General features: G+C 45.2%; 23 protein-coding genes. 21 read left to right on the plus strand and 2 right to left on the minus strand.

Annotation, left to right across the window (positions count from 1 at the left end; translation table 11 throughout):
* The first annotated feature begins 33 nt into the window (after nt 1–33).
* The 16 genes from C7R94_RS08900 (at nt 34) to C7R94_RS08975 (ending at nt 17,204) form a co-directional block, all read left to right on the plus strand.
* Nucleotides 34–228, plus strand: a complete 195-nt coding sequence (locus tag C7R94_RS08900; protein WP_007729128.1) for a PLD nuclease N-terminal domain-containing protein — start codon at nt 34–36, stop codon at nt 226–228.
* 32 nt (nt 229–260) lie between these two features.
* Nucleotides 261–1,178 (plus strand): ABC transporter ATP-binding protein, encoded by a 918-nt coding sequence (locus C7R94_RS08905; RefSeq protein ID WP_106780152.1) that lies wholly within the window; start codon nt 261–263, stop codon nt 1,176–1,178.
* Complete coding sequence (locus C7R94_RS08910) at nt 1,178–1,963, plus strand: ABC transporter permease (RefSeq protein ID WP_047069418.1); 786 nt, start codon at nt 1,178–1,180, stop codon at nt 1,961–1,963. The genes C7R94_RS08905 and C7R94_RS08910 overlap by 1 nt, the downstream gene beginning before the upstream one ends.
* Nucleotides 1,964–1,978: 15 nt before the next feature.
* Entirely contained in the window at nt 1,979–2,740 is a 762-nt protein-coding gene (locus tag C7R94_RS08915; protein ID WP_106780154.1) for a CPBP family glutamic-type intramembrane protease, read from the plus strand.
* A gap of 9 nt (nt 2,741–2,749) precedes the next feature.
* The gene (locus tag C7R94_RS08920; protein WP_015891250.1) at nt 2,750–3,067 is read left to right on the plus strand and encodes a heavy metal-binding domain-containing protein; all 318 of its coding nucleotides are present in this window, start codon (nt 2,750–2,752) and stop codon (nt 3,065–3,067) included.
* A gap of 3 nt (nt 3,068–3,070) precedes the next feature.
* The gene (locus C7R94_RS08925) at nt 3,071–3,295 is read left to right on the plus strand and encodes a hypothetical protein (RefSeq protein ID WP_047069419.1); all 225 of its coding nucleotides are present in this window, start codon (nt 3,071–3,073) and stop codon (nt 3,293–3,295) included.
* Nucleotides 3,296–4,603: 1,308 nt separating this feature from the next.
* Nucleotides 4,604–6,175: an LA2681 family HEPN domain-containing protein gene (locus C7R94_RS08930; RefSeq protein ID WP_106780157.1), complete on the plus strand. Its 1,572-nt coding sequence runs from the start codon at nt 4,604–4,606 to the stop codon at nt 6,173–6,175.
* A 353-nt stretch (nt 6,176–6,528) separates the two neighbouring features.
* Entirely contained in the window at nt 6,529–7,467 is a 939-nt protein-coding gene (locus tag C7R94_RS08935) for a hypothetical protein (RefSeq protein WP_106780159.1), read from the plus strand.
* A 274-nt stretch (nt 7,468–7,741) separates the two neighbouring features.
* The gene (locus C7R94_RS08940) at nt 7,742–8,203 is read left to right on the plus strand and encodes an SMI1/KNR4 family protein (RefSeq protein ID WP_106780161.1); all 462 of its coding nucleotides are present in this window, start codon (nt 7,742–7,744) and stop codon (nt 8,201–8,203) included.
* Nucleotides 8,204–8,332: 129 nt separating this feature from the next.
* Nucleotides 8,333–9,007, plus strand: coding sequence for a response regulator transcription factor (locus C7R94_RS08945; protein WP_106780163.1), 675 nt, complete (start codon nt 8,333–8,335; stop codon nt 9,005–9,007).
* Nucleotides 9,004–10,824, plus strand: a complete 1,821-nt coding sequence (locus C7R94_RS08950; RefSeq protein WP_106780166.1) for a sensor histidine kinase — start codon at nt 9,004–9,006, stop codon at nt 10,822–10,824. Before C7R94_RS08945 ends, C7R94_RS08950 begins: the two co-directional genes overlap by 4 nt.
* Before the next feature lie 120 nt (nt 10,825–10,944).
* Nucleotides 10,945–11,631 (plus strand): GDSL-type esterase/lipase family protein, encoded by a 687-nt coding sequence (locus C7R94_RS08955; protein ID WP_106780168.1) that lies wholly within the window; start codon nt 10,945–10,947, stop codon nt 11,629–11,631.
* A gap of 21 nt (nt 11,632–11,652) precedes the next feature.
* Nucleotides 11,653–13,059, plus strand: coding sequence for an MBOAT family O-acyltransferase (locus C7R94_RS08960; RefSeq protein ID WP_106780171.1), 1,407 nt, complete (start codon nt 11,653–11,655; stop codon nt 13,057–13,059).
* Between the two features lie 15 nt (nt 13,060–13,074).
* Nucleotides 13,075–14,214 carry a DHHW family protein gene (locus C7R94_RS08965; protein ID WP_106780174.1) on the plus strand — a complete coding sequence of 380 codons (1,140 nt, stop codon included), beginning with the start codon at nt 13,075–13,077 and terminating at the stop codon, nt 14,212–14,214.
* 5 nt (nt 14,215–14,219) lie between these two features.
* Entirely contained in the window at nt 14,220–14,693 is a 474-nt protein-coding gene (locus C7R94_RS08970) for a DUF4358 domain-containing protein (protein WP_047069425.1), read from the plus strand.
* A gap of 555 nt (nt 14,694–15,248) precedes the next feature.
* Nucleotides 15,249–17,204 (plus strand): GTP-binding protein, encoded by a 1,956-nt coding sequence (locus tag C7R94_RS08975; RefSeq protein ID WP_106780177.1) that lies wholly within the window; start codon nt 15,249–15,251, stop codon nt 17,202–17,204.
* A gap of 77 nt (nt 17,205–17,281) precedes the next feature.
* Here the strand turns inward: C7R94_RS08975 and C7R94_RS08980 are convergent, their stop codons facing one another.
* Both C7R94_RS08980 and C7R94_RS08985 read right to left on the minus strand, forming a co-directional pair.
* Complete coding sequence (locus C7R94_RS08980) at nt 17,282–17,914, minus strand: Crp/Fnr family transcriptional regulator (RefSeq protein ID WP_106780180.1); 633 nt, start codon at nt 17,912–17,914, stop codon at nt 17,282–17,284.
* A gap of 26 nt (nt 17,915–17,940) precedes the next feature.
* Nucleotides 17,941–18,588, minus strand: coding sequence for a Crp/Fnr family transcriptional regulator (locus C7R94_RS08985; protein WP_106781246.1), 648 nt, complete (start codon nt 18,586–18,588; stop codon nt 17,941–17,943).
* 337 nt (nt 18,589–18,925) lie between these two features.
* Between C7R94_RS08985 and C7R94_RS08990 the strand changes: the two genes are divergently transcribed.
* The 5 genes from C7R94_RS08990 to C7R94_RS09010 are packed head-to-tail and all read left to right on the plus strand — an operon-like array spanning nt 18,926 to nt 23,908.
* Nucleotides 18,926–20,413 (plus strand): 4-hydroxyphenylacetate 3-hydroxylase family protein, encoded by a 1,488-nt coding sequence (locus C7R94_RS08990; protein ID WP_106780182.1) that lies wholly within the window; start codon nt 18,926–18,928, stop codon nt 20,411–20,413.
* A gap of 28 nt (nt 20,414–20,441) precedes the next feature.
* The gene (locus C7R94_RS08995) at nt 20,442–20,978 is read left to right on the plus strand and encodes a 3-hydroxyanthranilate 3,4-dioxygenase (protein WP_047069429.1); all 537 of its coding nucleotides are present in this window, start codon (nt 20,442–20,444) and stop codon (nt 20,976–20,978) included.
* Complete coding sequence (locus C7R94_RS09000) at nt 20,969–21,973, plus strand: amidohydrolase family protein (RefSeq protein WP_106781248.1); 1,005 nt, start codon at nt 20,969–20,971, stop codon at nt 21,971–21,973. The genes C7R94_RS08995 and C7R94_RS09000 overlap by 10 nt, the downstream gene beginning before the upstream one ends.
* On the plus strand, nt 21,970–22,431 hold the full coding sequence (locus C7R94_RS09005) for a RidA family protein (protein ID WP_106780185.1): 462 nt from the start codon (nt 21,970–21,972) through the stop codon (nt 22,429–22,431). The genes C7R94_RS09000 and C7R94_RS09005 overlap by 4 nt, the downstream gene beginning before the upstream one ends.
* Before the next feature lie 10 nt (nt 22,432–22,441).
* Nucleotides 22,442–23,908, plus strand: a complete 1,467-nt coding sequence (locus C7R94_RS09010) for an aldehyde dehydrogenase (RefSeq protein ID WP_106780187.1) — start codon at nt 22,442–22,444, stop codon at nt 23,906–23,908.
* Nucleotides 23,909–23,934 lie beyond the last annotated feature (26 nt).

Raw genomic sequence — 23,934 nt, forward strand, 5'->3', positions numbered from 1 at the left:
TTAAAATAACTATAAAAATTGGAGGTTTTATCCATGCCATTTGACATTCAGCTACTTGCACCTATCATTGCTATTCAATTGATCCTGGCAGTTATTGCTTTAATTGACTTGGCTAGACGTGAAGCGTATCGAGTTGCAGGTGGAAAAAAATGGCCGTGGGCTCTTGGCATTATCTTTATCAACACCTTGGGTCCGATCGTGTATTTCTTTGTAGGCAGAAAAGACTAGCTCAAGAGAACCGAGGAAAGGGTTGACATTCTTTGCGAGTTATTGAATGTGAAGGCCTCACAAAGGAATATAAAGACCATAAAGCGTTAAAGAACGTAACCTTTTCCGTCGATGGCATCGGTTGTGTCGGTTTTCTTGGGGGGAATGGTGCCGGGAAAACGACGACCATCCGCATCCTTACCGGGTTGGCTGCACCGACCGGAGGAAAAGTGAGAGTAGTAGGCTACGACGTCGTGACTGACCGCAATAAAGTCACAAGTGAAGTCGGGTATTGTCCACAAATCCCAGCCTTTTATAACTACATGACAGCGACAGAGTGGATGCATTGGGTGGGTAGACTTTATGGATTGGACAAGCGCACAATAGCACAGCGGACAGATGAACTCTTGGAGTTATGCGGCATCAATGAAGCGAGGAACCGCCCAATAAGCGGTTACAGCGGAGGGATGAAACAGCGTCTGGGTATTGCCCAGGCGCTCATCCACAACCCAAAGCTACTCGTTTTGGACGAGCCCGTTTCCGCGCTCGACCCCATGGGCAGATATGACGTTTTATTGCTAATAGAAAAGTTGAAGCAACATATGACTGTCTTCATGTCGACTCACATTTTGGATGACATCGAAAGGATCGCTGACCACATCGTCATCATCAAGGACGGTACGGTGGTGCTGTCGTCGAGTTTGGATCAGCTGCGAGCAAACCATGTGGAGCCATTGATTGAGTTCAAGCTTGATCAACAGGACATCGATTTAACCGATGTATTGAATGGGCTAACCTGGATCAAAGAATGGAACCAAGACGGCGGTATTTACAAAGTTCTTATCAATGACATGGAAAAAGCCAAGGCACTCCTGCCGCACATTCTTTTGGAAACTGGCGGGACACTGGCGTATTATCGCTTGTCCGCATCGACCCTTGAAGATATTTTCCTAAAGGTTGTGAATAACTGATGACTTCCCACCCAATGATCAGAAAAGAATTTAATGAATTGGTCAGAACCTACAAGATTCTCATTATTCCGATTGTGTTTATTGCTTTAATGATTACACAGCCGATTACGATGAAAATGCTCCCTGATATTTTGGCCAATTCCACTGGACTGCCAGAAGGGGCAGTCATCAAAATTCCAACCCCGTCTGCTCCAGAAGTACTCTCGACGGCGATTAGCAAATTTAGCTCACTCGGCACGTTTGTGCTAATCCTTATCGTCATGGGGTCCATTGCCGGAGAGAAAGCTTCTGGGGTAGCTTCCATGGTATTCGTCAAGCCCATCAGTCGAGCAAAATACTATCTCGCCAAAGCCATTACCTACTACACGTTAACAATTGCAAGCATGCTAATTGGGATGGGGATAACTGCCTACTATACAGAGATCCTTTTCGGAAAACTAGATTGGACCCATGTATGGATCGGTACGTTGATGTACATACCGAATCTATTCCTTGTGGTCACAACAACGCTTTGCGCCTCCAGCTATTTTAACAATGCTGTTGGTGCGGGTGGAGCCTCGCTGGTATTCAATATCCTGATCTTCACGGTTCCACAATTTCTCGGTAAATTTTTGGATATGGTATCTCCAGGTGGATTGTCAAATGCGGCAATGATGATGATTCAAGAAAACTCAACACTGTCGCAAGCATTCATCACAGGTTTGCCGGGTCTTGCAGGTGTTTTTACACTCAACATCGTGTTTTTCTTTATGGGCTGGTACTTTTTAGAACGATCAGAAATCTAAGGAGGAGGCGTAGAAATGGAACATTTTTGGCTGATCTGGTTGGTTAGTGTACTGTGCGCTCTATGCGCTATACCTATTCAATCCAACACGATTCGCCAACATGTACAGCTGCAATCCGCTATCTATCCTACTAAAAAAGTCCCGCCTATTTCCGTCATGGTTACGATTATGATCATTCAGAGCTGTGTCTTTCTGGCTCTGGCGACAGCTATAGGCTTATGGCTCATGCCTTCCACTGGTCTTCGGCTCTGGGTACTCGATCACTGGGTGTCTAGAACGGAGCTGCCTTTTTCCATCTGGTCGTTTTGGGCCGTATCGATTGGTTCAGGTATCACGGTAGGCCTCTTGGTAAAATGGATGGACGGTTCTTTCTTTCAACAACACATGACCAAAAGAATGGGTAATGAACCGATTTCATCACGGTTCTTCGGCTTTCTCTCGTCTTTTTACGGAGGAGTTTGCGAAGAAGTACTCATGCGTCTTGGGGTTATGACTGTTGTCGTATTTTTGGCACAGAAGATGGGAGGGATGGGAATTTCCTATTGGCTGGGCATCTGTGTCGCCGCCATTGTTTTCGCGATTTCCCATCTCCCAACCAATTACATGACATACGGAAAAGGTTACGTGGTCACTGTATGGACGTTGTTACTAAATGGTATCTTGGGCATCTTGTTTGGCTTCCTATATTGGCGATACGGTTTAGAAGCTGCGATCATTAGTCATTTTAGCGCTGACATCGTGCTGCATGTGATCTTCAAAAATAAAAGTAGAAAGTAGGAGAAGCAAATGATCGTTGTAACAACAGAAAACATTCCAGGATATCGTGTCGTTGAAGTGAAAGGAACGACATTCGGCTTAATCGTTCGAGCACGCGGAATTGGCGGAGACATCATGGCAGGCCTTCGCTCAGTAGTAGGCGGAGAAATCAAGGAATACACGGTGCTTCTGGAGGACGCGCGCAAGCAGGCGCTCGACCGCATGATAAAAAACGCAACTGCCATGGGAGCTAACGCTGTGGTCATGTGTCGTTACGACTCTGGAAATATGGGAAATATGGGTGAGGTTGTTGCATACGGTACAGCAGTTGTCATTGAAAAGGTGTAATGAATGATTTATCTCATTTACTACATTGTTTTTCAGATATTGCTTTTCATCGCCTTGCTCATCATTTCGAAATTCAAGGACAAGCGACTGCACCAAGACCACGGAGAAGTCGTCCCGCCCGGATTTGAGCCGACGAATGAAGTGACGATCGATCCGGTAAGTCAGGAAAAGCGTCGTGTATACTTCAATCCGAAGACCGGAGATCGCTATTACAAAGTTGAAAAATAAGTGATATAAGAGTAGAAACGAGCCAAATCTTGTTAGATGACAAGATTTGGCTTTTGTTGTACGCCCAGCATGGTCGATAGCTCTAAGGTGTAGTTCTGAACAGGAGTTGGCTGCACCAACCTTTCCAGTTGATTGCAATGTATGCATTTTATCAGTGTTGCTCGAGTAAAAAGGAATATCCAAATGTCCCTTTCACTCTGTAAAAAGCAGAAGAGTTTCTAAAAGGAGAGAAAAGATACATCGTGCCAAACAGCAGCCTCGCTACTACAATAAAGTGAATTGAATTATTCGCATTAAAATGGAATTATCAATACAACAGCTTTATGATATCGGTTAATTAAGGTCGGGGGGCCTTCCTTACATATTTAGAGTAATTTACGTTATACTAATGCGAATTAAAGAAGCAATAGCGTTGAATAAAGAGTGGAAGGGATTACAGTGATTTGTTCTATAAAAATAAAGTTGTAGACTAGAGGCTACCTTTTCAACTAACGGGCAAATTACTTTAAGATTAAGCGCAGAGAACATTATCACAAGTAGCGGCAACGGTTTTCGGGACAGAAATGTCATCAACCTTCTGGAATAATACTGGCTTGAAAAGCTGACTATCAGCAAAAGTAACTCCATAGACAAGATCCTTTATAGTAAACAAGAGCTGCTATCAAACCAATAATTACGATTGCAGCATAGAGTTTCCAAGAGCTAAGCTAAGCTAATCTTACAACGACAATTTGACAACAAATAGATAGAAGTGGGGCTAACTTCAGCTTCACGAAAGAGTCATAACTAAAATATATAATATTGGGTTTGTTAGGGAATGTTACCAATATAAAATATTAAAGGTGTTTAGAAAAATAATTATAATAGAATAAGTTACATAACGATCTTCCTTTTAAGTAATTGTTTAATAACCAAACTATTAAATCAATAGAACAGTACTTCTTGCCTATGCAGATGCAAAACTTTATTTAAATAGTCCGCTCGTATAGTATATTAACAAACATAAAATAGAAGGATACGGGCGTGAAGAAATCTGCGATAGTATTTCATATATCATTTATTTCTACGACGCAACCATTGGTATTAAAAGTGATAACCAGTATACTGTTTCGGTGCAATACGTTTTATCTGATGAAATTGAGAAAATAATTTTGATGGCTTGCAAAGTTAATTAACTTCAAGCGTGCGAAATATGTAATACTTCTGATATTTCACTCATCTTAAGTCACCTACTGAGGACACAACAGCTTTCATGCCTCTCGGGTTCATTTTTTTCGGCTCTTAAGTAAGATTTCAAGGAGGAAAATCATGATTAAAGAAGATGTACATACTGTTGGAATATTTGCAGATAAGGCTTTTGATGAAAGAGATATGGACACGCTTCATAAAATATCTGAGGATTGTCTAAATTGGGTCGAGTCTGGAGAGTACAGCCTTCTTGAAAAAGGTATCCTTGCTTATCATGGGGCTACTTCCTATAGCAATTATATTTATATAAAATACAAAGGAACTTTGAGTTATTCTGAGAACATAAATAACGAACAAGATTTTGAGATGTGTTTATTGTTGTTTCGGTTGTCAATTGAAAACTTAACTTATTATCTAGCAAATGAGGATATAAAGGAAGAGTCAGAAGAATTTCGTTATGTTACTAACTATTTATTAATGGCGTATACCAACTATGCAAACTTGCTGAATACATGTGGCAGGATTATTAAGGCTCTTTCATATTCGAAAATTGGTGTTAAAAGAAATTTTTCAATGGCAATAGGAAACTTTGCAGGATTCTTAATGGATTATGCTTTACATGATTATGATATTGGTCATCAAGCCATTTTTGCAAATGAATCTTATCATCTTCTAAAAGAAGTGCTGGAATTAGAAGAATTAGATGAGTATGCTACTGAGCACTATACGTACTTAAAAAACAGATTAGAACAATGGTATCCAGTTGAATTTCTAGAGGAACGTAATGCACTTAAAGAGTATTCATTTGGGGATTCTGAGGAAGAAATCAATTACCGAAAATGGTGTGCTGAAAATATTTTGTTCCTAAATACGTTAAATGATGCTTTTACTCATTCCATTTCAGCAAATGATATCTTACATTTACCGGACATCATTACTAAAATTGATGAAGGGTCTAAATATCATGGATTGTTCAACCAAATAAAGCAAGAATATGTATCTGCTAGATTCATGGTGTATGATGCTTTATCTTTTGAAGGAGCACATTTCTCAGATAAAGATGTTCATCTTGTCAATACATTGGATTATCCTACCTACGGCATTTCGATAGAAAAAATGAAATATGCGTATAGAAGTTTATATTCTCTGTTTGATCGCATTGCATTTTTCATAAATGAATATTTTGAAATAGGCATTAAAGAAAGAGATGTATCTTACCGTTCTATATGGCTCGGCTCGATTAATAAAGGGAAAAACTCGTATAACTTAAGAGTGAATTTAAAATCCAAAATGACAGATGGGGAGACATTTAATCTTCCGTTAGTAGGTCTTTATTGGTTATGCAAAGATATTGGGAAAGAAAAGGTAAAACACCATTATATAGAACCAGCAATTGAACAAATTTCCAAAATTCGTCATCATTTAGAGCATCGATACTTAAAGGTTCATGATAGCCTTTTGTATCCAATAAACAATGACTCTTTTCCCAAAAGAGAGGATCCGTTAGCTTTTTCTATAACAGTTGATGAGTTTAAAAATGCAGCAATGAAACTCATTACTTATGTGAGAGAAGGGATTATCTTATTAACTATGGCTGTGTATTTGGAAGAACAGAAAAAGAGAAAAAAAGAAGACTCTTACATGTCATTGCATATGGATCGATACGACGATAATTGGAAGCAACTTTTTTGAATAAACTTTTCATTAAGAGGTAATTAGTGGGGAGATCAATTGGCGGTAACACCTTTGAGGATGGGAATCGTTATTAAATTCGAGTATTCGTTGAGAAATGTAGTACCATAAGTCATGGCGAAACATTGAATGTCGGGCATGGCAGGGAATGTTAGTGAGTGGCGATATAAAGGAATTCCAGAACCTCCGAGACCTTGAGTTTCGGGGTTTTTTGCGCTTCTGATCAACCGTCGTCTCCTAAAATGTGGTATGATGATGAATAGGTCATCACATTGGATACAGGGTTAAAACAGATGCATTTGCGAATAGTTTATTATTCGAAATACTATATAAATTGTTAAACAGGAGATTTTATGAAAGTAAAAGCTTATACCAAAAGAGAGAATAGAAATCGTGCAGACTTAGTATCGGCATGGGAGATATACAACTTGAAGAAAAAGAACCCAAAGGAATATAAGGGTAGAACATATTACAGTACTCACTATAACCAAGAAGACATTAGAGAAATGATACATGTTAATGGTCGGGGCAATAAACAAAATCCGTTTTTTCAATATAAGAATGCTACTGAAGATCATGATGGGGGTGAGGGAATTACACATCAGTACGTAAAAGAAATAATTGGGGATTTAAAAGTTTTAAATTTTATGATAAATAATAAGCCAATAGTAATTCATGCGACAGAGTCAAAATTAGAATATAGATTTGATACTAATAATGGAACATTTCAAGTAGACATTTTTGTTGAATTTGAAAAATCTTATCCAATTGATTATTTAGACAAGTGGCTGGGTGTACTTGCAATCGAAATTTATGATACCCACAAGACAGGAGAAGAGAAAAGCCTCGCACTTGAGAAGCATGGAATTCCAGTTATTGAAGTTAAGATCCCCGACTCTTTTGATTTATCGGGGATTTATGAAAACGAGAGACTTCTAGATAAAAAGTTAGGTGATATTAAAAGGATGTATGAAAACAAAATATATGGGAAGTTATTGTCTGATCCTGAATCTGAATATTATAGGCTTAAAAAACAAAATAAAATGCTTTTAAATGAGATTACAGATATTAAACAAAAAATATCGATATATAATGAAGAGAACAGTTTACTTCAAAGTAAATGCAGAAAACTAACTGAAAGAATAACTAGTATTGAAAAAGACAAAAACTACTTACTTACTCAACTAGAATGTGCAAAACGAAATATAAAAGAGCTTGAACAAGAGCATGAACAAAAAAAGCAAGAAAGTTGGTGGAAAAGACTGTTTGGTCCTGTCAAGAAGTATAAATAATGATAAAGCTCTAGAGGAAACCGTAAGCTCCCAATCATAAAAAGATAATGTAGGCCGTATCGCAGAGGTACGGCTTTTTTCGTTGCCGAAGCCTCCGCCACGGTGAAATATATCACAAATAGTGATTAAGCAGAAAATTGAATTGATGGTTGAGTTTTCAGTGCTTTGGAATCATTTGGGAGTAAGGAGCAGTGATTTAGACTTCGTTCAGTTTACATCAAGTCAACATACAAACCTGTTAAAATAAAAACACTCAAGGGAGAAGGTCAAACCTATGAAAGATGAGTTGATGGAGAGATTAAAGATTTTCCTTCATCGGGAGGTTAATAGCAAACTAGTAGGCTTTCCGGCGAGCCAAGAGGAAATTGCTAAGGCACAGAAGCGGCTGAATGTAAACTTTCATGAGGATTATGTGCATTTTATCTGGACATTTTGGGGCGCATATGTAGGTCTTGCGGTATATGCATTCTCTAATGGCTCTAGTCTTGGAAATGAAACGGTTGTTGATCTGACACTGAGATTTCGGGAGCAATTCAAGGAACTTCCCTTTGCAGAGGTTTTACAAACCAGTTATGTCATTACGATGAATGGGTCCGGCGACCCGATTATCATCAATCCGGTAGGAAAGGTTTTCATCTGTTATAAAGATACCGGGGAGATCAAGTTATTAGCGGATTCATCCGAGATGCTGATCGAGGAAAATTTTTATAGCCAGATGAGATTGTACACGGTCTGAAAACATGCCTGATTAGAAAATGGCGTCCTCTACGACCTTTGGCTATACTGCCCATATTGTGACGATCCCAAAGTCATGATAACATTCTAAAAAATATCTTGGAGAGATAGAGGACGAGAGGGCATTAGCATGAGGAAAACGATACTGATTGTGGAAGACCAGCAGGTTTTGCGAGAGATTATGAAGGAATACTTGATGGACGAAGGATACGAAGTGCTGGAAGCGGGAGACGGGAGTCAGGGGCTGACGTTATTTCAAGAGCATGAAGTTCATTTGATCATTCTGGACGTTATGCTGCCGGAATTGGACGGGTGGTCAGTATGCAGACGCATTCGCAAAGTTTCTAACGTCCCCATTCTAATGTTGACAGCTCGTTCGGATGAAGATGACACGTTGCTTGGATTCGAGCTCGGGGCGGACGATTATGTGGTGAAACCGTGCACTCCTCCCATCCTGCTGGCACGCGCCAAACGTTTGCTGGAAAACCGGCAAATGCACGAACCTGGGGATATGCTGTCCGGCGGCGGGATTACGATCCACTTGCCGTCCCGAACTGTTTCGATTGAGGGAAAAAACTATAGCCTGACGCACACGGAATTCGAAATTTTGGCTTACTTGATGAAAAACAAAGGCATTATCCTCACCAGAGAACAGCTCATTACAAAAATCTGGGGTTACGACTTTGTCGGCGAGGATCGCACGCTCAGCAGCCATATTCGGAATTTGCGTTCCAAGCTGGGAGAGCATGCGAAGCATATTGTCACCGTTGTTCGTTCCGGTTATAAATTCGAGGACCGGCCATGAGAACAAGCATTGTACTCAAGCTGTTTCTGCTCACGACGGGATTATGCTTGTTTGTGATCGCAAGCATTTTTATCGGACAAACCGTATTTTTCGAGCAGTATTATGTGCATCAAAAGGTAGAAAAGGTGAAGGAAGCCCTTCAATCCTATCGGCAAAACGAGATGACTCATGCCGGGGCTTCCCAGGATGAAGTCAGGAAGGAACAGGAGTTTTATCAAAAGACGAATGCCTGGCTTGCTCGATTGGATGATAGAGGCCATTTGAAATACTCGGACGATTTCGAGATGGAGGTCCGTCTGGAGTACTCGGAAGACACCCCTGCTCTTTCTGGCAAATCGATTATCGTTCCGCTGTACACGGTCATGGATGTGGAGGATGTAACCGCCGATAACCCCTTCCTCGAGACTTATGTGAAAGTGGGACAACAGATAGCCATGGAAGGGATCATGATCGATAATCAATGGTTTGCGCAGCGGATCGGGAGGAGTGTCTCCAATCTCAGAGAGGAAGATCAGCTGGAGAATCAGCAACTCGTCAAAAAAGAGTATGAGGTCGTCCCGAGATTCAAGAGTGGCACCGAATACCATGAGCGCTATCCCAGTGTTTTGGTGCGCGGAACCATCACACAGGTCCGGACACCGCAAGGCGCAGATGTATCCCGCTATACGAACCGCTTATTTCTTGAACGGGTGAAAGCTTTTCAAGCGGATCTTCTATACGGAGATGTTGTGGAGCAAACAAGCACCATAACGGACTTCAAAGAGAACGATATGGAGTACAAAATATTCGTAGAGCGCGTGACCGATCAAACAGGGAAACCCGCCTATCTGTTCGCCATGACATCCCTGCAGCCCGTAAACGAAGCGGCGGAGGTCATGAAAAGTTATTACGGCTACATCATTGCGGGTACCTTGCTGCTCGTTCTGCTCGCCTCCTTCTATTATTCCCGCAGAATAGCAGCTCCTTTGCTCCGCATGGACGACATGACACAAAAAATGGCCAAGCTGGACTTCTCTGAAAAAATTCCGATCAAGACAGAGGATGAGATCGGCAGCCTGTCACGGAATATTAATCGGCTTTCGGATATGCTGCATGCCCATATTGTCCAGCTGGAGCAGGATATTGAGAAAGAAAAGCGGCTGGAGCAAACGCGTAAAGAATTTATCGCTGGCGTATCGCATGAGCTGAGAACTCCGCTCAGCATCATGGAAAGCTGCCTGTACATTCTGAAGGATAAGGCGGACAGCCCGAAGCGGGACTATTATTTTGCTGCGATGGAAGATGAAGTGAGGAAGATGAACCTGCTGGTTACGGATATGCTGGAATTGGCAAAATATGAATCTGGTACGTATAGAATGCAGATGGATGCGTTCCGGATTGATGTGCTGCTAGAGCAAATCTGCGTAAAGCTGGCACCGGACCTCGCGGGCAAGCAGTTGCAGTTGCACTACCGTTTAGCCCCAGTCGAAGTCATCGCCAATCAGCATCGAATCGAGCAGGTGATCGTGAATTTCCTGACAAACGCCATACGCTACACGCCGGAACAAGAGGATATTGTCATCTCGACGGTTGAAGGGGAGGATACCGTCAAGATTTGCATCGAAAACAAAGGCGTCCATATTCCGGCCGAGCAGTTGGAGAAGATATGGGATCGTTTCTACCGCGTCGAGCATTCCCGCAACCGTTCGACCGGAGGAACCGGATTGGGTCTCGCGATCTCCAAGCAGATACTAGAACTGCATGGAGCGGTCTATGGGGCAACGAATACGGAGGAAGGCGTCCTGTTCTATTTTGAATTGAAGAAAACAAAAGTGTAGAACTTCGGTTCTGCACTTTTTTTATTGCGTTTCTACCCAATCTGCACACGATCTGCATCTGATCTTGATCTTTGACGGTTACTCTTTACCTTGTTCAAGACGAAAGGGGAAAGATGAAAGATGAAAGTGCAAAAGAAAATAATGGGTATTACACTGCTCGCCATGGTCGCCTTATCGGCTGCGGCATGTGGCACCAATGGACAACCACCCGCTTCCGAGATTACCAGACAGGCCGGGGACATCTCCGCTCCGGAGCAAACCTCATATGCATCGCTGTATCAAACAAGCGTTTTTCTCGGAGATTCGATTACGGAGGGATTGTCTTACCATGATGTGCTGAAAGAGAAGAATGTGCTTGCAGGTGCAGGGAAGACAGCAGAATTCGCACTGGAGGATGTGGACGAATTAGTCAAGCGAAAGCCCGAGCATATTTTTATCCAGCTAGGCTCGGACGACATTTTATGGCCGACCGACCATCCTAAGGAATATTCGTTGTCGTACTACGCCAAATTGATCAATCGCATCAAAGAAAGACTTCCAGAGGCGTCCATCACGATTCTTTCCGTTACCCCGGTTACGGATAAGGCAGAAAAAGCGGAGCCCCGCTATCAAAATATCGGTGACTACAATAAAGGACTGAAGGAGCTGGCAAGCAAGGTACAAGTCGGATACATCGATGTGTCGTCAATTGTGGCCGATCATCCTGAAATGTACGATGCGGACGGCATTCATTTCCAAGCCCAGTTTTATCCGGTCCTGCTCGATTACATAAAAGATGAGCTGGGTCGTAAGAAGACCGCAAAATAGCGGCACGGGAGGAAACGAACGTTGGTATTCAGCAGTCTGATTTTCCTGTTTCAATTCTTGCCCGCCGTGCTGCTCGTTTATTATATGTCGCCCAAAAAGCTGAGAAATGCTGTTCTGTTCGCAGCTAGTCTCATCTTTTATGCATGGGGCGAACCGGTATATATCATCATCATGATTTTTACAACCGTCTTTGATTATTTCAACGGACTCGTGATTGACAAGTACAGTCACCGCAAGCCGATCGCCAGAGCAGTATTGTTCGGCTCCATCTGCGGCAGTTTGGCGATTCTCGGTTTCTTCAAATATGCCGGGTTTGTCGTCTCGAATGTGAATGATCTATTCGGTCTGCAAATCCAGGTGGCTGATCTGCCACTACCCGTCGGTATTTCCTTTTATACGTTCCAAACGATGTCCTATGTAGTGGATGTTTACCTTCGTAGGGTGCCGGCACAACGAAATTTCGTCGCTTTCGGCACTTATGTCACGATGTTTCCCCAACTGGTCGCAGGTCCGATCGTCAAATATGGGGATATCGCGGAGCAACTGGTCATTCGTAAAGTGACGCTGGAGCGGTTCGGAGAAGGAGCGGAATGGTTCATCCGGGGATTGGCCAAAAAAGTACTGCTAGCCAACAATATTGGACTCTTATGGACGAATGTGAAATCGACGCCGATGGAGGAGTTGACTGTACTTTCCGCGTGGCTCGGCATTCTGGCGTTTACGTTACAAATTTACTTCGATTTCAGCGGGTATTCGGATATGGCGCGCGGACTCGGCAAAATGTTCGGTTTCGAATTTTCAGAAAATTTCAAGTATCCGTATACTTCACGAAGCGTTACAGAATTTTGGCGCAGATGGCATATTTCCCTCGGTTCCTGGTTCCGGGAGTATGTCTATATTCCGCTCGGCGGTAATCGGATGGGCTTGGGCAAGCAGTTCCGTAACCTCTTGATCGTATGGTTCTTAACTGGTCTGTGGCATGGCGCGAGCTGGAATTTTATCGTCTGGGGCTTGTATTTCGGTTGTTTCGTTGCAGTTGAGAAGCTATTTTTGCTGAAGCGGCTGAATCGCTGGCCGAAATGGGCAGGTCATCTCTACACGCTGCTGATTGTCGTTGTCGGGTGGGTTCTTTTTGAATTCGAACATTTACCTTCCGCGTGGATGTTCATCCGTGCGATGTTTGGTTTCGGTGAGCACGATTGGGTGGATGGCCAGGCGCTCTACGACCTGACGACGTATGGGGGATTGCTCGTTCTGTTGGCCTTGTGCGCGACACCGCTCCCTCGGAAAGTATTGGAGCAGATAAAAGTGCGATGGAATTCGGTAGGCATGATCGTTGCTTTGGTGCTTTCTATCATCAGTTTGGTTTTGTCATCAGCTTATTTGGTCTTTGAGGATTACAATCCATTCTTATATTTTCGGTTTTGAGGGGAGAGAGCGGACTTGACCAGATATGACAAACGGACACAAGCCGTGACGGGCTTGTTGTTCATGCTGTTTATCCTCATCGTGGCCGTTTTGAACATGCTGACCCCTGATCAGGCATTCTCGGAATCGGAAAACAGGGTGCTCGAAAAGAGGCCGTCATTTTCGCTGCGATCACTGCTGGCGGGGAAGTTCACTTCTGATTACGAGACTTATATCACCGATCAATTTGCTTTCCGGGACGTTTGGATCGGGCTAAAAACGGATGCCGATCGTGTTATGGGCAAAAGTGAAAGCAACGGTGTTTATCTGGGCAAGGATGGGTACCTAATTCAACTTTTCTCAACGCCGTTGGACAGGGAAGTGAATGACAGAGTTCAGGCCATCCAGTCGATTCACCAGACAACGCCCGACCTTCGCAAGTATATCATGCTGGTACCGACCGCCGCCGCGTTGCTTCGGGATAAACTGCCCGCCTACGCACCAATGGGCGACGAATATGCTGCGCTGAACCGAGTTCGTCAATTGCTTCCGTCTGGCATTCGCTTCGTTGATGTCTATCCCGCGCTGTATGCTGGACGCGAAGAAGCCATTTTTTATAAAACGGATCACCATTGGACGAGCAAAGGCGCTTTTGATGCATATCGGGTGTTGTGCAAGCAGATGGGGATTGTTCCAAAAGACGAAGCTGCGTTCAACATTCGGCAGGTAACGGATGCATTCTACGGATCACTCTATTCGAAAAGCGGCTTTCGCCATCTGCAGCCAGATCGTATCGATCTATATCTGCCGAAAGAGGAAAGCAAAAAGAAGGTGGAGTACGTGGACGAAGGCCGTACCACGGATTCCTTGTACCAGATGGCCAATCTGTCCAAAAAGGATAAGTATGCGGTATTCCTGGATGGCAACCATGCACTGGTCCGAATCACAACGGGCCATCCGGACGGGAAGAAGCTGCTTGTCGTGAAAGATTCGTACGCCAATAGCCTGATTCCTTTTTTGGCCGAACACTTCGCAGAGATTGATGTCGTTGACCTTCGCTATTATGAGGAATCTGTAACAAAGCTCATACAAGATCGGCAGTTTCATGAGATGCTATTCCTTTACAACGTTAAAACGTTTTTTGAAGACACCTCTATACTGAACATCATGGAGTGAATGTAATGAAGCGATTTTTGTCTGTCCTGCTTATGTTTGCTATCGGAATGGGAATGTTGGCCGGATGCTCCAGTGACGGCGGGACTACCGAAGAACTATCGGCTGCAAAAGTGGGAGAAAAAATTCAACAAACAATAAGTTTTCAGGATATGAAACAAGGGGATCTGGAGAAACTGCAAAAGTTGTATCACATCGAGGCAGAAGAAGTGGAAGATTTCATCCTGTACACGGCCTCATCGAATGTGAAAGCGGATGAACTGGCTGTTATCAAAGTCAAAAATACAAACGACACTGAAAATATAACAGAGAAAATACAACAACGGATCGAGGCACAAACAATCAAATTTAAAGACTATCGCCCAGAGGAGTATTTTCTCATCGAAAAGCATGTATTGAAAACGAAAGGGCAGTTTGTTTTATTCGCGGTGTCGAAAGAGGTTGATCAAATAGAATCTGTGTTTGATGGAGCTCTGAAGTAAAAACATGAAAGGACCTGTCCTGAAATTGTGTATGAAGGAGCCCCAGAAATACGTTTTGATAAATAGGAAAATAAAAAGACACTCCTCGAATAATTTAGGAGTGTCTATGAAGTCCAAGATTGATGTTGGGACTATACTTACGCAATTTGTTTGAAGACAATGATCGTTCTATTTAGAGGATGGTCACATTATTGGGGGGTGGCTAGGGCAACAATAACCGCAGCCATCATCCCAGCAACAAGGGAAACAGCGTCTAGCACGTGATTGATATTGCCCATGGGATTCATATGGTTGATATCGCACCAATTGACCTTTTACTTTCTTGAATTTCTTTGATTTAGATTTCTTCTTTTTCATGAGGTACTTCCTCCTTTATAACGATCTAAGATAACTTATTAACAAAATTCACCTCCTGATTGGACGAGTGCTTGGATTTGTAAAAAAATGGACGTTAAAAACTGCAGGCGCATGTTTCAACCTGGCAAGCCTATTCTTCTTCTCACTTCTTATGTTTTAATGGAAAAAGAAGTCGAGTAGCTATGGAAGAGGGATTACATGAAGCGTCTAACGATCGGCTTGTTTGCCCATGTGGATGCGGGCAAGACTACTTTCGCCGAACAGTTGCTATACCATACGAACAGCATCCGGTCGCGGGGCCGGGTGGATCATCAAGATGCCTTTTTGGACAGCCACGATATCGAGAAGAAAAGAGGCATTACCGTGTTCGCCGATCAGGCGGTTATGCACCATAAGGGCGACGTTTATTATTTGATCGACACGCCTGGACACGTCGATTTTTCTTCCGAGATGGAGCGGGCGATCGGGGTCATGGATTACGCGATCGTGATTGTCAGTGCGGTAGAAGGTGTTCAGGGTCATACCGAGACAGTCTGGCAGTTGTTGCGCAAACATCGGATACCGACATTTTTCTTCATCAATAAAATAGATCGGATCGGTGCGGATGCCAGCAGGACGGAAGAGGAGATACGCAGTCAGTTGACTGGGGATGTCTGTTGCATCAAAGACAACTTCGCCAACGGTATGGTCAGTGAAGGGCTCCGAGAAATGATGACAGAGCGGAACGACTCACTGCTGGAAGCATTTTTAGAGGAAAGGGACGATCAAGAATTCTGGCTAGGTGCCTTGCAGGAGATGATACGAGAAGGTCGTCTTTTCCCTTGTACCTACGGCTCGGCACTACAGGATGATGGCGTGGTAGAGTTCCTGAATCAACTGTCCTTGTTGACAACTGCATCTTATGACGAGACGGCTCCGTTCGGGGGGCGCATTTATAAAATTCAACACGCAGCAAACGGGTTGAGACTAACATTCGTCAAAGCGTTGAGCGGCAAGCTGAAGGTACGGGAGCTGCTTGGCTATGAGAGCGGTGGACTTCGATACGAAGAGAAGATTACCCAAATCTTATTGTTTACTGGTAGGAAATCATACTCAGTGGAACAAGTAGAAGCTGGCGATTTGTTCGCGGTCGTGGGCTTGTCCGAGGCCGAAGCTGGACAAGGGGTGGGGCTCTACTCAGACAAGTTCGCTTATGAGACGGAGCCGACACTACAGTCCAAAGTACAGTTTGAGGAATCACTTCATGTGCAGCAAGTGCTCGGTGCGTTTCGCATTCTGAATGCGGAGGACCCGTCTCTCAATGTGGTTTGGGAAGAGAGTTTGCAAGAGATTCACATTCGCGTCATGGGAATGATCCAATTAGAAGTGCTGGAGCAGGTGGTGAAGGAACGCTTCGGTTTCGTTGTCTCTTTCGGCCAACCGGAAATCTTGTATAAAGAAACGATACAGTCTGCTGTGACGGGGTATGGACACTTCGAGCCGCTCAGGCATTACGCGGAAGTGCACCTCCTGCTTGAACCGGGAGAGCGAGGCAGCGGAATCCACTTCACTAGCGTATGTCATCCTGATGAGTTGAGTTTTAACTACCAGAATCTGGTTCAGTCTCATCTCTACGAACGGGAGCATCATGGGCTATTGACAGGAATGCCGGTCACCGACATGAAAATTACACTCCTAAGAGGTCGTGCGCATAACGAACATACGCATGGGGGCGACTTTCGTGAGGCCACCTTCCGCGCCTTGCGGCAAGGGCTGGAGAAAGCGGAGAATATGCTGTTAGAACCATATTATGACTTCAAAATAAAGGTGGGAATGAACGAGATGGGGAGGGTACTTTCGGATATTCAGCGCGCCTCAGGTTCATTCGAGCCACCGCAAATGTCGGATACGCATGCGGTCATTACGGGAAGGGTGCCCGTAGCAACATTCATGAATTACAGCACCGAATTCGCTTCTTTCACCCATGGACGAGGCAGCATCCGCTGTGTTTTTGGCGGATACGATCGCTGTCATAACGCAGAGGAAGTAATGAAAAGGAAAAGCTATGAAAAGGATGCAGATCCGGTTTATACCTCCTCCTCGATCTTTTGCGCCAAAGGGGCAGGCTACTCAGTGCCGTGGGATGAGGCAGAAGCCAAGATGCATCTGCTCTAATCAGAACCACACAGGGCTGTATCAATAGTTTCAAAGGTTATTTTCAATACAAAGGGGCGAGCTGATTAGGCTTCGCCCTATTTACATTGGAAGCGAGAATAAATTCCACGCAATCCCTCTACATCCACAACTCGAATGGCACTACGCTCAGATAACTCAATCAAGCCTTGCTGTCGCCATTTCTGCAAAGTTTTATTCACCGTCATGCGAGACGTATCAATATAGCGAGCTAGAGACAACTGATCGATAGGGATATGATTACTCCCGTGCACAGTTATTAGTTTGAGCAGATAATTAGCCATCGCAAGCTCAACTGGACTGTCAGTGAACGCGATGATTTCAGCCAGGAGACGGAGCTTATAGATTTGTGAATTGGTGAAGATCACTGCCGACTGCGGGTGATCTTGGCATATGCGGGATAGGACCTCGTCGGAGAAATAATGAATGACGGAAGGCGAAGTCGTTATGGCTGATGTGAGGTATGTGCCGTTGTAGGCGCCGTGCTCCCCAAACAATCCACCTGTGGGAATGTAATCGATAGACCGCTCATGCCCGTTCTCCGATAAGAGAGTGATCTTTACACTCCCTTTGTCTAAATAATAAAATCCTGTTCCCACCTCGCCTTGATGGTAGATCATTGTATGTTTTCCCATTTCGATCTTCTTGCCATATAGGAGGTACGGAGTCCACTGATAGCGGAGACAGGCCATTGTAACCACCTTTCACATTGATAGGCTTACACTGTGCGAGCAGTCTGTGCCGTGAGTTGTGGAGGCTTCAGCATATCTGGGCGTTTGACGATAAAGGATCGGTTTTTGATTTCAATGATGCCCTGTTCCTTCCAAGCCTTCAGGATCTTGTAGACTGTGATGCGGGTGAGGCCAGCACATTCAGCTAGCTCTTGTTGAGTGAGGGGAACCTCGTGGTTTTTAAAGTCTTCGCAAATGTTGAGGAGGAGACGAGCGATTTGCTCTTCTGAAGTCAGTGCCTTCATGTTGATGGCGGTTAGAAGAATCCGCATTTTTTGATTGATTGTTTGGGTGAAAAGAGACAAGAGTTCAGGGCGTGCCTTCAGCATTTCGAGGAATTGCAAACAGGAGAAATGGTAGACGACTGCATTCTTTACAGCAATTGCCGTGGTGAAATGAGGTTGTTGATCCATCGTTTGCAGTCCCATGATTTGACCAGGGACTACGATGTTCACCAAGCGATCTTTCCCCTTGAAGGTAGAGGTCACAATCTTCACCAATCCCTTATGAAGATAATAAAAACCTTCTCCCATCGTCTTTTGCTTATAGATTGCTGTTTTTCCTTTCACAAATTGGCGGGTGCCGTATTCTAAAAGGGTTTCCCATTTCAAATCAGTTTCAAAAGGGGATACCATCATCACCGCTCCTTTCCTCATCCGTGATCTTGCCTCTTCCAATCACCCAACGAAAATTAAGTCTTAATTTTCTGAACTCGATACTCTTGATTATATGAAAATAAAAAGCTCCTTACCAATATTTCAACGTGAAAATGACGTGCATTCGAAAGAAAAACAGAAATGATGTTAAATCGTTTACATAAAACTCAGCTGCTTATCAATTAGGTGAGCGGCATTTTTTTATTTTTCAGCCGTGATGTTAAGTGGGTTACATTTCTCTGAAAAGACAGACATTATAATGCGGTTTAAGAACAAAAACGGCTCAACCAACAAAAATCCACAGGGAGGAATTGTAGTGGGAATCCGCACAGGTGACCAATACATTCAGGGCTTGAGATCACGGCAACCGGAGATTTGGCTGCAAGGAAGAAAGGTGACAAATGTATGTGAGGAAGCTGTTTTTCGGCAGCCGATTCAGGAAATAGCCAAACTGTATGACATGCAGTATGACGAGAAGTACCAGGACAAGATTACCCATATTTGTCAGGAAACCGGTGAGCGTGTGAACAACGCCTTTCTCGTTGCAAAGACCCCTGAGGAATTGCGGGCGAAACGAGCCGTGTACGAAGCTTATGCGGAAGCCACTTTTGGCTTGATGGGAAGAACGCCGGATTTTCTCAATGTCGTCTTGACGTCGCTATACAGCAATGCGTCTTTTTTGGAAAGGTACAATCCGCAATGGGCGGAAAACGTGAAAACTTATTACAAGCATGTGCGCGACCAAGACTTGTTTTTAACGCATGCGATTATCAATCCGCAAAATGACCGCAGCAAGTCCTCGCATGAACAAAACGATGTGTACACTCATTTGGGAACAGTAGAGAAGACGCCAGAAGGGCTGATTGTCAAAGGTGCGAAAATGCTCGCGACACTGGCGCCGATCACGGATGAAGTCATCATTTACTCGTTCCCTGGGTTCCAGCCAGGAGATGAGCGTTACGCCTTGGCATTCGCCATTCCGATTAACACGCCGGGCTTGCGCATCATTTGTAGAGAGCCCATGCAGGATGGAATTCGTTCCGTTTATGACCATCCGTTGGCATCGCGCTTCGAAGAAATGGATGCTGTTCTTGTCTTTCATGACGTACTCGTGCCTTGGGAGCGCCTATTCCTGTACAACAATGTAGAAGCAGCCAACCTGCTTTATCCAAAGACAGGCATCGGACAGCAGCCTGCGCACCAGTCAGGGGTGAGAGGTCTGGTGAAGCTCCAATTTGCCACAGAAGTTGCCATGCGGCTGGCAGACTCCATCGGGGTAGACATCTATCCGAATGTCCAAAACAATCTCGGGGAGCTAGCACAATCGCTGGAATCGGTTAGAGCGCTGCTGAAGACAGCTGAGCTGGAATACGAGACCTTGCCTTCGGGCGAGCTCATGCCGGGTTACATACAGCTCGAAACCATTCGCGGACTGCTTCCGAAGCTGTACCCGCGAGCGATCGAAGTCATGCAAATTATTGGAGCAGGCGGATTGCTCATGTCCCCGACAGACAGTGATATGGAGCATCCCGATTTGGTGGAGGATATGGAAAAGTTTTATGCCGGGCGGAAGGGTATCTCCGGTACAGATCGGGTTCGCCTGTTTAAGCTCGCTTGGGACCTGTGCGGGGAAGCTTTCGGACAGCGTTTGCTGCAATACGAACGATACTATACCGGTGATCCGGTGCGCAAATTAGCGATTTTTTACAACAACTATAAGAAGTCTCATGCCTGCACGATGGTGGATGATGCGCTCAGCGTTTATTCTGCCAAATCGGCATCACAGACGGAGCAGGTTCTTTAAACAAGGTAAAACAGGGAGGGAATAGAGCATGCGGACATTGTCACCTATCCATTTGTGGAAGTTTATCGAGGATCACATCGATCAGCTCAAGCCACCGGTGAATAACAAGGTAATTTGGAAAGATGCAGAACTGATGGTCATGGTAGTGGGAGGGCCAAATAAGCGGCGAGATTTTCACATAGATCCATCCGAGGAAGTCTTTTACCAGCTCAAGGGTGATTGCTTCGTAGAGATCATGAATGAGGATGGCAGGCGTGAGATCATCACGGTAAAAGAAGGCGAAATGTTCCGTCTTCCTGCGAATGTCCCACATTCCCCACACCGGATCGCAGATACCATCGGGATCGTGATTGAGCGCAACAGAAATGAGGGAGAACTAGAGGACTTTGCTTGGTTCTGTGAAAACTGCGACCACGAAATGCATCGCGTACGGATTCAACTGACCAACATAGAGGTGCAGGTAAAAGAGGCGATCGAAGGCTTCAACAGCAATCTAGAGCTGCGTACATGCCAAAAATGCGGGCACGTCATGCCTCCGGAAGCGAGTGAGTGGAAATGCGAGTAGACTTCCATACCCACATTATTCCAGAGGATATTCCCAACCTGGCTGAACGATTTCATGGAGAGCGTTGGCCAGTTCTGCATCGCACTTGCACATGCGGGGCAACTATCATGGTCGGGGGAAAGGTCTTTCGCGAAGTGACGAATCAAGTGTGGGATCCCCAAAAACGGATCCATGACATGCAGCTAGAAGGCGTGGATATGCAGGTATTATCACCTATTCCGGTCACGTTTTCCTACTGGGCCCCGACAGCCGAAGCGGAAGTGATGGCGCGGATTCAAAACGATTTTATCGCAGAGACGGTCAACCAACATCCGAATCATTTCCTTGGATTGGGTACCGTTCCCTTGCAAGACACGGAGGCGGCTATTCGGGAAATGGATCGCTGCATGCACGAGCTCGGCCTGAGAGGGATCGAAATCGGCACCAACGTAAATGGCAACAATCTGGACGACCCGGGACTGATTCCTTTTTTTGAAATGTGTCAGGCATGGGATGTGCCGCTCTTCGTCCATCCATGGGAGACATTGGGCAGAGAACGGATGCCGCGGCACAACCTGATGTACACCGTCGGGATGCCAAGCGAGACAGCGCTTGCCGCAGCAAGTCTTATCTTGGGTGGCGTGATCGAGAAATTTCCGCGGCTGAACATCTGCTTTGCCCATGGCGGCGGCTCTTTTCCTTATATTCTACCCAGGCTGGATCAAGGCTGGAAGGTATGGCCGCATCTGCGTCTGATCGATCAACCGCCTAGTGTGTACGCGAAACAATTCTACTTTGATTCCTTGACGTACGACTCACTGAACATCCCATACATGATGAAGCGATTTGGCGAAGATAAAATCATGATGGGCTCGGATTATCCCTTTCTGCTTCGTGAAAAACCTCCCGGGGAAGTCATCGATCATACGTTGGAACTGACTGACGGGCAGAAGCGGGCGTTGCTGGGTGAAAACGCGCTTCGCTTCCTGAACATAAAGGAGATGAAAGTACTGTGAGACATCAGACTGAAACACCGGAACAACGTCTACAGGCTATGGGCCTAAATCTGCCCGAACGTAGACAGCCAGCCGGTAATTATGTCGGTTGTGTCCAATCGGGCAATCTCCTCTTTCTGGCAGGCCAAGGGACAAACGAATATCGAGGGAAGCTGGGACAGGATGTCACGATAGAGGAAGGCTACCTCGCAGCCAGACAGTGTATGCTCAATCTGCTGGCTGTTGCCAAACATGAGCTAGGGGAACTGGGGAGAGTCAAACGAGTAGTCAAAATACTCGGATTCGTTAACAGCGATCCAGCTTTCATCGATCAGCCTACAGTCATGAATGGGGCATCCGACTTGTTGGTGGAGCTATTCGGCGAGAAAGGCAGGCATGGGCGATCCGCTGTAGGGATGGCCCAGCTCTCGCTAAACAACGCCGTAGAGATAGAGATGATCTTGGAAATCGAGAATTAGGAGGATTCCCATGAGTCAGACTGCCAAGGAAAACCATGTTCGAAAAGACGCCAAGCTATTCATAGACGGCGCTTACGTGGACGCTGTTTCTGGTGAAACCTTCGATACGATCAACCCAGCGACAAATCTCAAGCTGGCGTCTGTGGCCAATGCAAGTGAGCAGGATGTAAAAAGGGCGATCGACGTGGCCCAGCGTACATTTGAGTCAGGCGTTTGGAGTGAGATGTCTGTAGATGAGCGTGCCAAGATTCTATGCAAAATGGCTGATCTGGTGATGGAGCGTGTGGATGAACTCGCTTTGGTGGAAACGCTCGATGTCGGCAAACCGATCAAAGAAAGCCGGGGCTTCGACATTCCGAGAGCGGCAGCCAATTTGCGCTTCTTTGCCGAAATGGCTAAATACATGGTCCATGAGCATTATGAAATGCGCCATTTTATGTCCTACGTCAAATATGCTCCAGCAGGTGTGACAAGTCTGATCATTCCATGGAATTTGCCCTTCATGCAGATGACATGGAAAGCATCGGCTGCTTTAGCGGCGGGAAATACCGTTGTTGTAAAACCAGCCTCGTACACGCCTCTCTCGGCGGTGATGCTCGGAGAGATTGCCAATGAAGCAGGTCTGCCTCCTGGCGTGCTCAACATTATCACTGGTCCGGGCGGGACTGTCGGGACGGCAATGACGACGCATCCCCATGTGCGCCGGATATCTTTTGTAGGAGAATCGAACACCGGCAGGACGGTCATGCAGAATGCCGCTTCGCATCTGATTCCGGTATCGCTCGAATTGGGAGGCAAATCAGCCAATATCGTGTTTGAAGATGCTGATCTTGATGAAGCGGTAAAAGGATCAATCGAGGCGATATTCCGCAACCAGGGTGAGATTTGTCTGGCAGGATCGCGTTTGTTGGTGCAAGAAAGCGTATACGATCTTTTTCTGGACAAATTTGTAGCGGCTGTCCAAAAGATCAAGGTGGGAAATCCTCTGGAATCAGAGACAGATATGGGAGCGTTGGTGTCTCGCAGTCACTTGGAGACGGTGGAACACTACATACAGATTGGATTGGAGGAAGGAGCCAAGCTCGGTTACGGGGGAAAACGGATCAGCGGGCTTGGTGACGGCAATTTCCTGAAGCCAACCGTTCTTTATGATGTAGACAACAAAATGAGGGTGGCGCAGGAAGAGATTTTCGGTCCGGTCATCGTGATCATTCCATTTCGTACAGAAGAGGACGCTATTCGGATCGCCAATGATTCAGCTTACGGCCTGGCAGGAGTGGTTTGGACCAACGACCTGCGGCGCGGACATCGCGTGGCGGATCGAGTACAGTCAGGTCTTTTATGGATCAATTGCTGGTATGTGCGTGACTTGCGAACTCCGTTTGGCGGTGCCAAGGACAGCGGGATTGGCCGCGAAGGCGGGCGTCACAGCTTCGAATTCTACACCGAGGTCAAGACAGTCACCATGAAATTATAGCGAGAAGGACAGCAAATCAGGGAGGG

This window comes from Brevibacillus sp. NRRL NRS-603 (assembly GCF_003013445.1).
Classification (GTDB): domain Bacteria; phylum Bacillota; class Bacilli; order Brevibacillales; family Brevibacillaceae; genus Brevibacillus; species Brevibacillus formosus.

Coding starts and splice junctions, on each gene's coding strand:
- C7R94_RS08995 (WP_047069429.1), top strand. CDS start 20,442: ATGCGGACATTGTCACCTATCCATTTGTGGAAGTTTATCGAGGATCAC.
- C7R94_RS08945 (WP_106780163.1), top strand. CDS start 8,333: ATGAGGAAAACGATACTGATTGTGGAAGACCAGCAGGTTTTGCGAGAG.
- C7R94_RS08925 (WP_047069419.1), top strand. CDS start 3,071: ATGATTTATCTCATTTACTACATTGTTTTTCAGATATTGCTTTTCATC.
- C7R94_RS08915 (WP_106780154.1), top strand. CDS start 1,979: ATGGAACATTTTTGGCTGATCTGGTTGGTTAGTGTACTGTGCGCTCTA.
- C7R94_RS08975 (WP_106780177.1), top strand. CDS start 15,249: ATGAAGCGTCTAACGATCGGCTTGTTTGCCCATGTGGATGCGGGCAAG.
- C7R94_RS09010 (WP_106780187.1), top strand. CDS start 22,442: ATGAGTCAGACTGCCAAGGAAAACCATGTTCGAAAAGACGCCAAGCTA.
- C7R94_RS08930 (WP_106780157.1), top strand. CDS start 4,604: ATGATTAAAGAAGATGTACATACTGTTGGAATATTTGCAGATAAGGCT.
- C7R94_RS09000 (WP_106781248.1), top strand. CDS start 20,969: ATGCGAGTAGACTTCCATACCCACATTATTCCAGAGGATATTCCCAAC.
- C7R94_RS08970 (WP_047069425.1), top strand. CDS start 14,220: ATGAAGCGATTTTTGTCTGTCCTGCTTATGTTTGCTATCGGAATGGGA.
- C7R94_RS08980 (WP_106780180.1), bottom strand. CDS start 17,914: ATGGCCTGTCTCCGCTATCAGTGGACTCCGTACCTCCTATATGGCAAG.
- C7R94_RS08920 (WP_015891250.1), top strand. CDS start 2,750: ATGATCGTTGTAACAACAGAAAACATTCCAGGATATCGTGTCGTTGAA.
- C7R94_RS08940 (WP_106780161.1), top strand. CDS start 7,742: ATGAAAGATGAGTTGATGGAGAGATTAAAGATTTTCCTTCATCGGGAG.
- C7R94_RS08935 (WP_106780159.1), top strand. CDS start 6,529: ATGAAAGTAAAAGCTTATACCAAAAGAGAGAATAGAAATCGTGCAGAC.
- C7R94_RS08900 (WP_007729128.1), top strand. CDS start 34: ATGCCATTTGACATTCAGCTACTTGCACCTATCATTGCTATTCAATTG.
- C7R94_RS08910 (WP_047069418.1), top strand. CDS start 1,178: ATGACTTCCCACCCAATGATCAGAAAAGAATTTAATGAATTGGTCAGA.
- C7R94_RS08985 (WP_106781246.1), bottom strand. CDS start 18,588: ATGGTATCCCCTTTTGAAACTGATTTGAAATGGGAAACCCTTTTAGAA.
- C7R94_RS08955 (WP_106780168.1), top strand. CDS start 10,945: ATGAAAGTGCAAAAGAAAATAATGGGTATTACACTGCTCGCCATGGTC.
- C7R94_RS08950 (WP_106780166.1), top strand. CDS start 9,004: ATGAGAACAAGCATTGTACTCAAGCTGTTTCTGCTCACGACGGGATTA.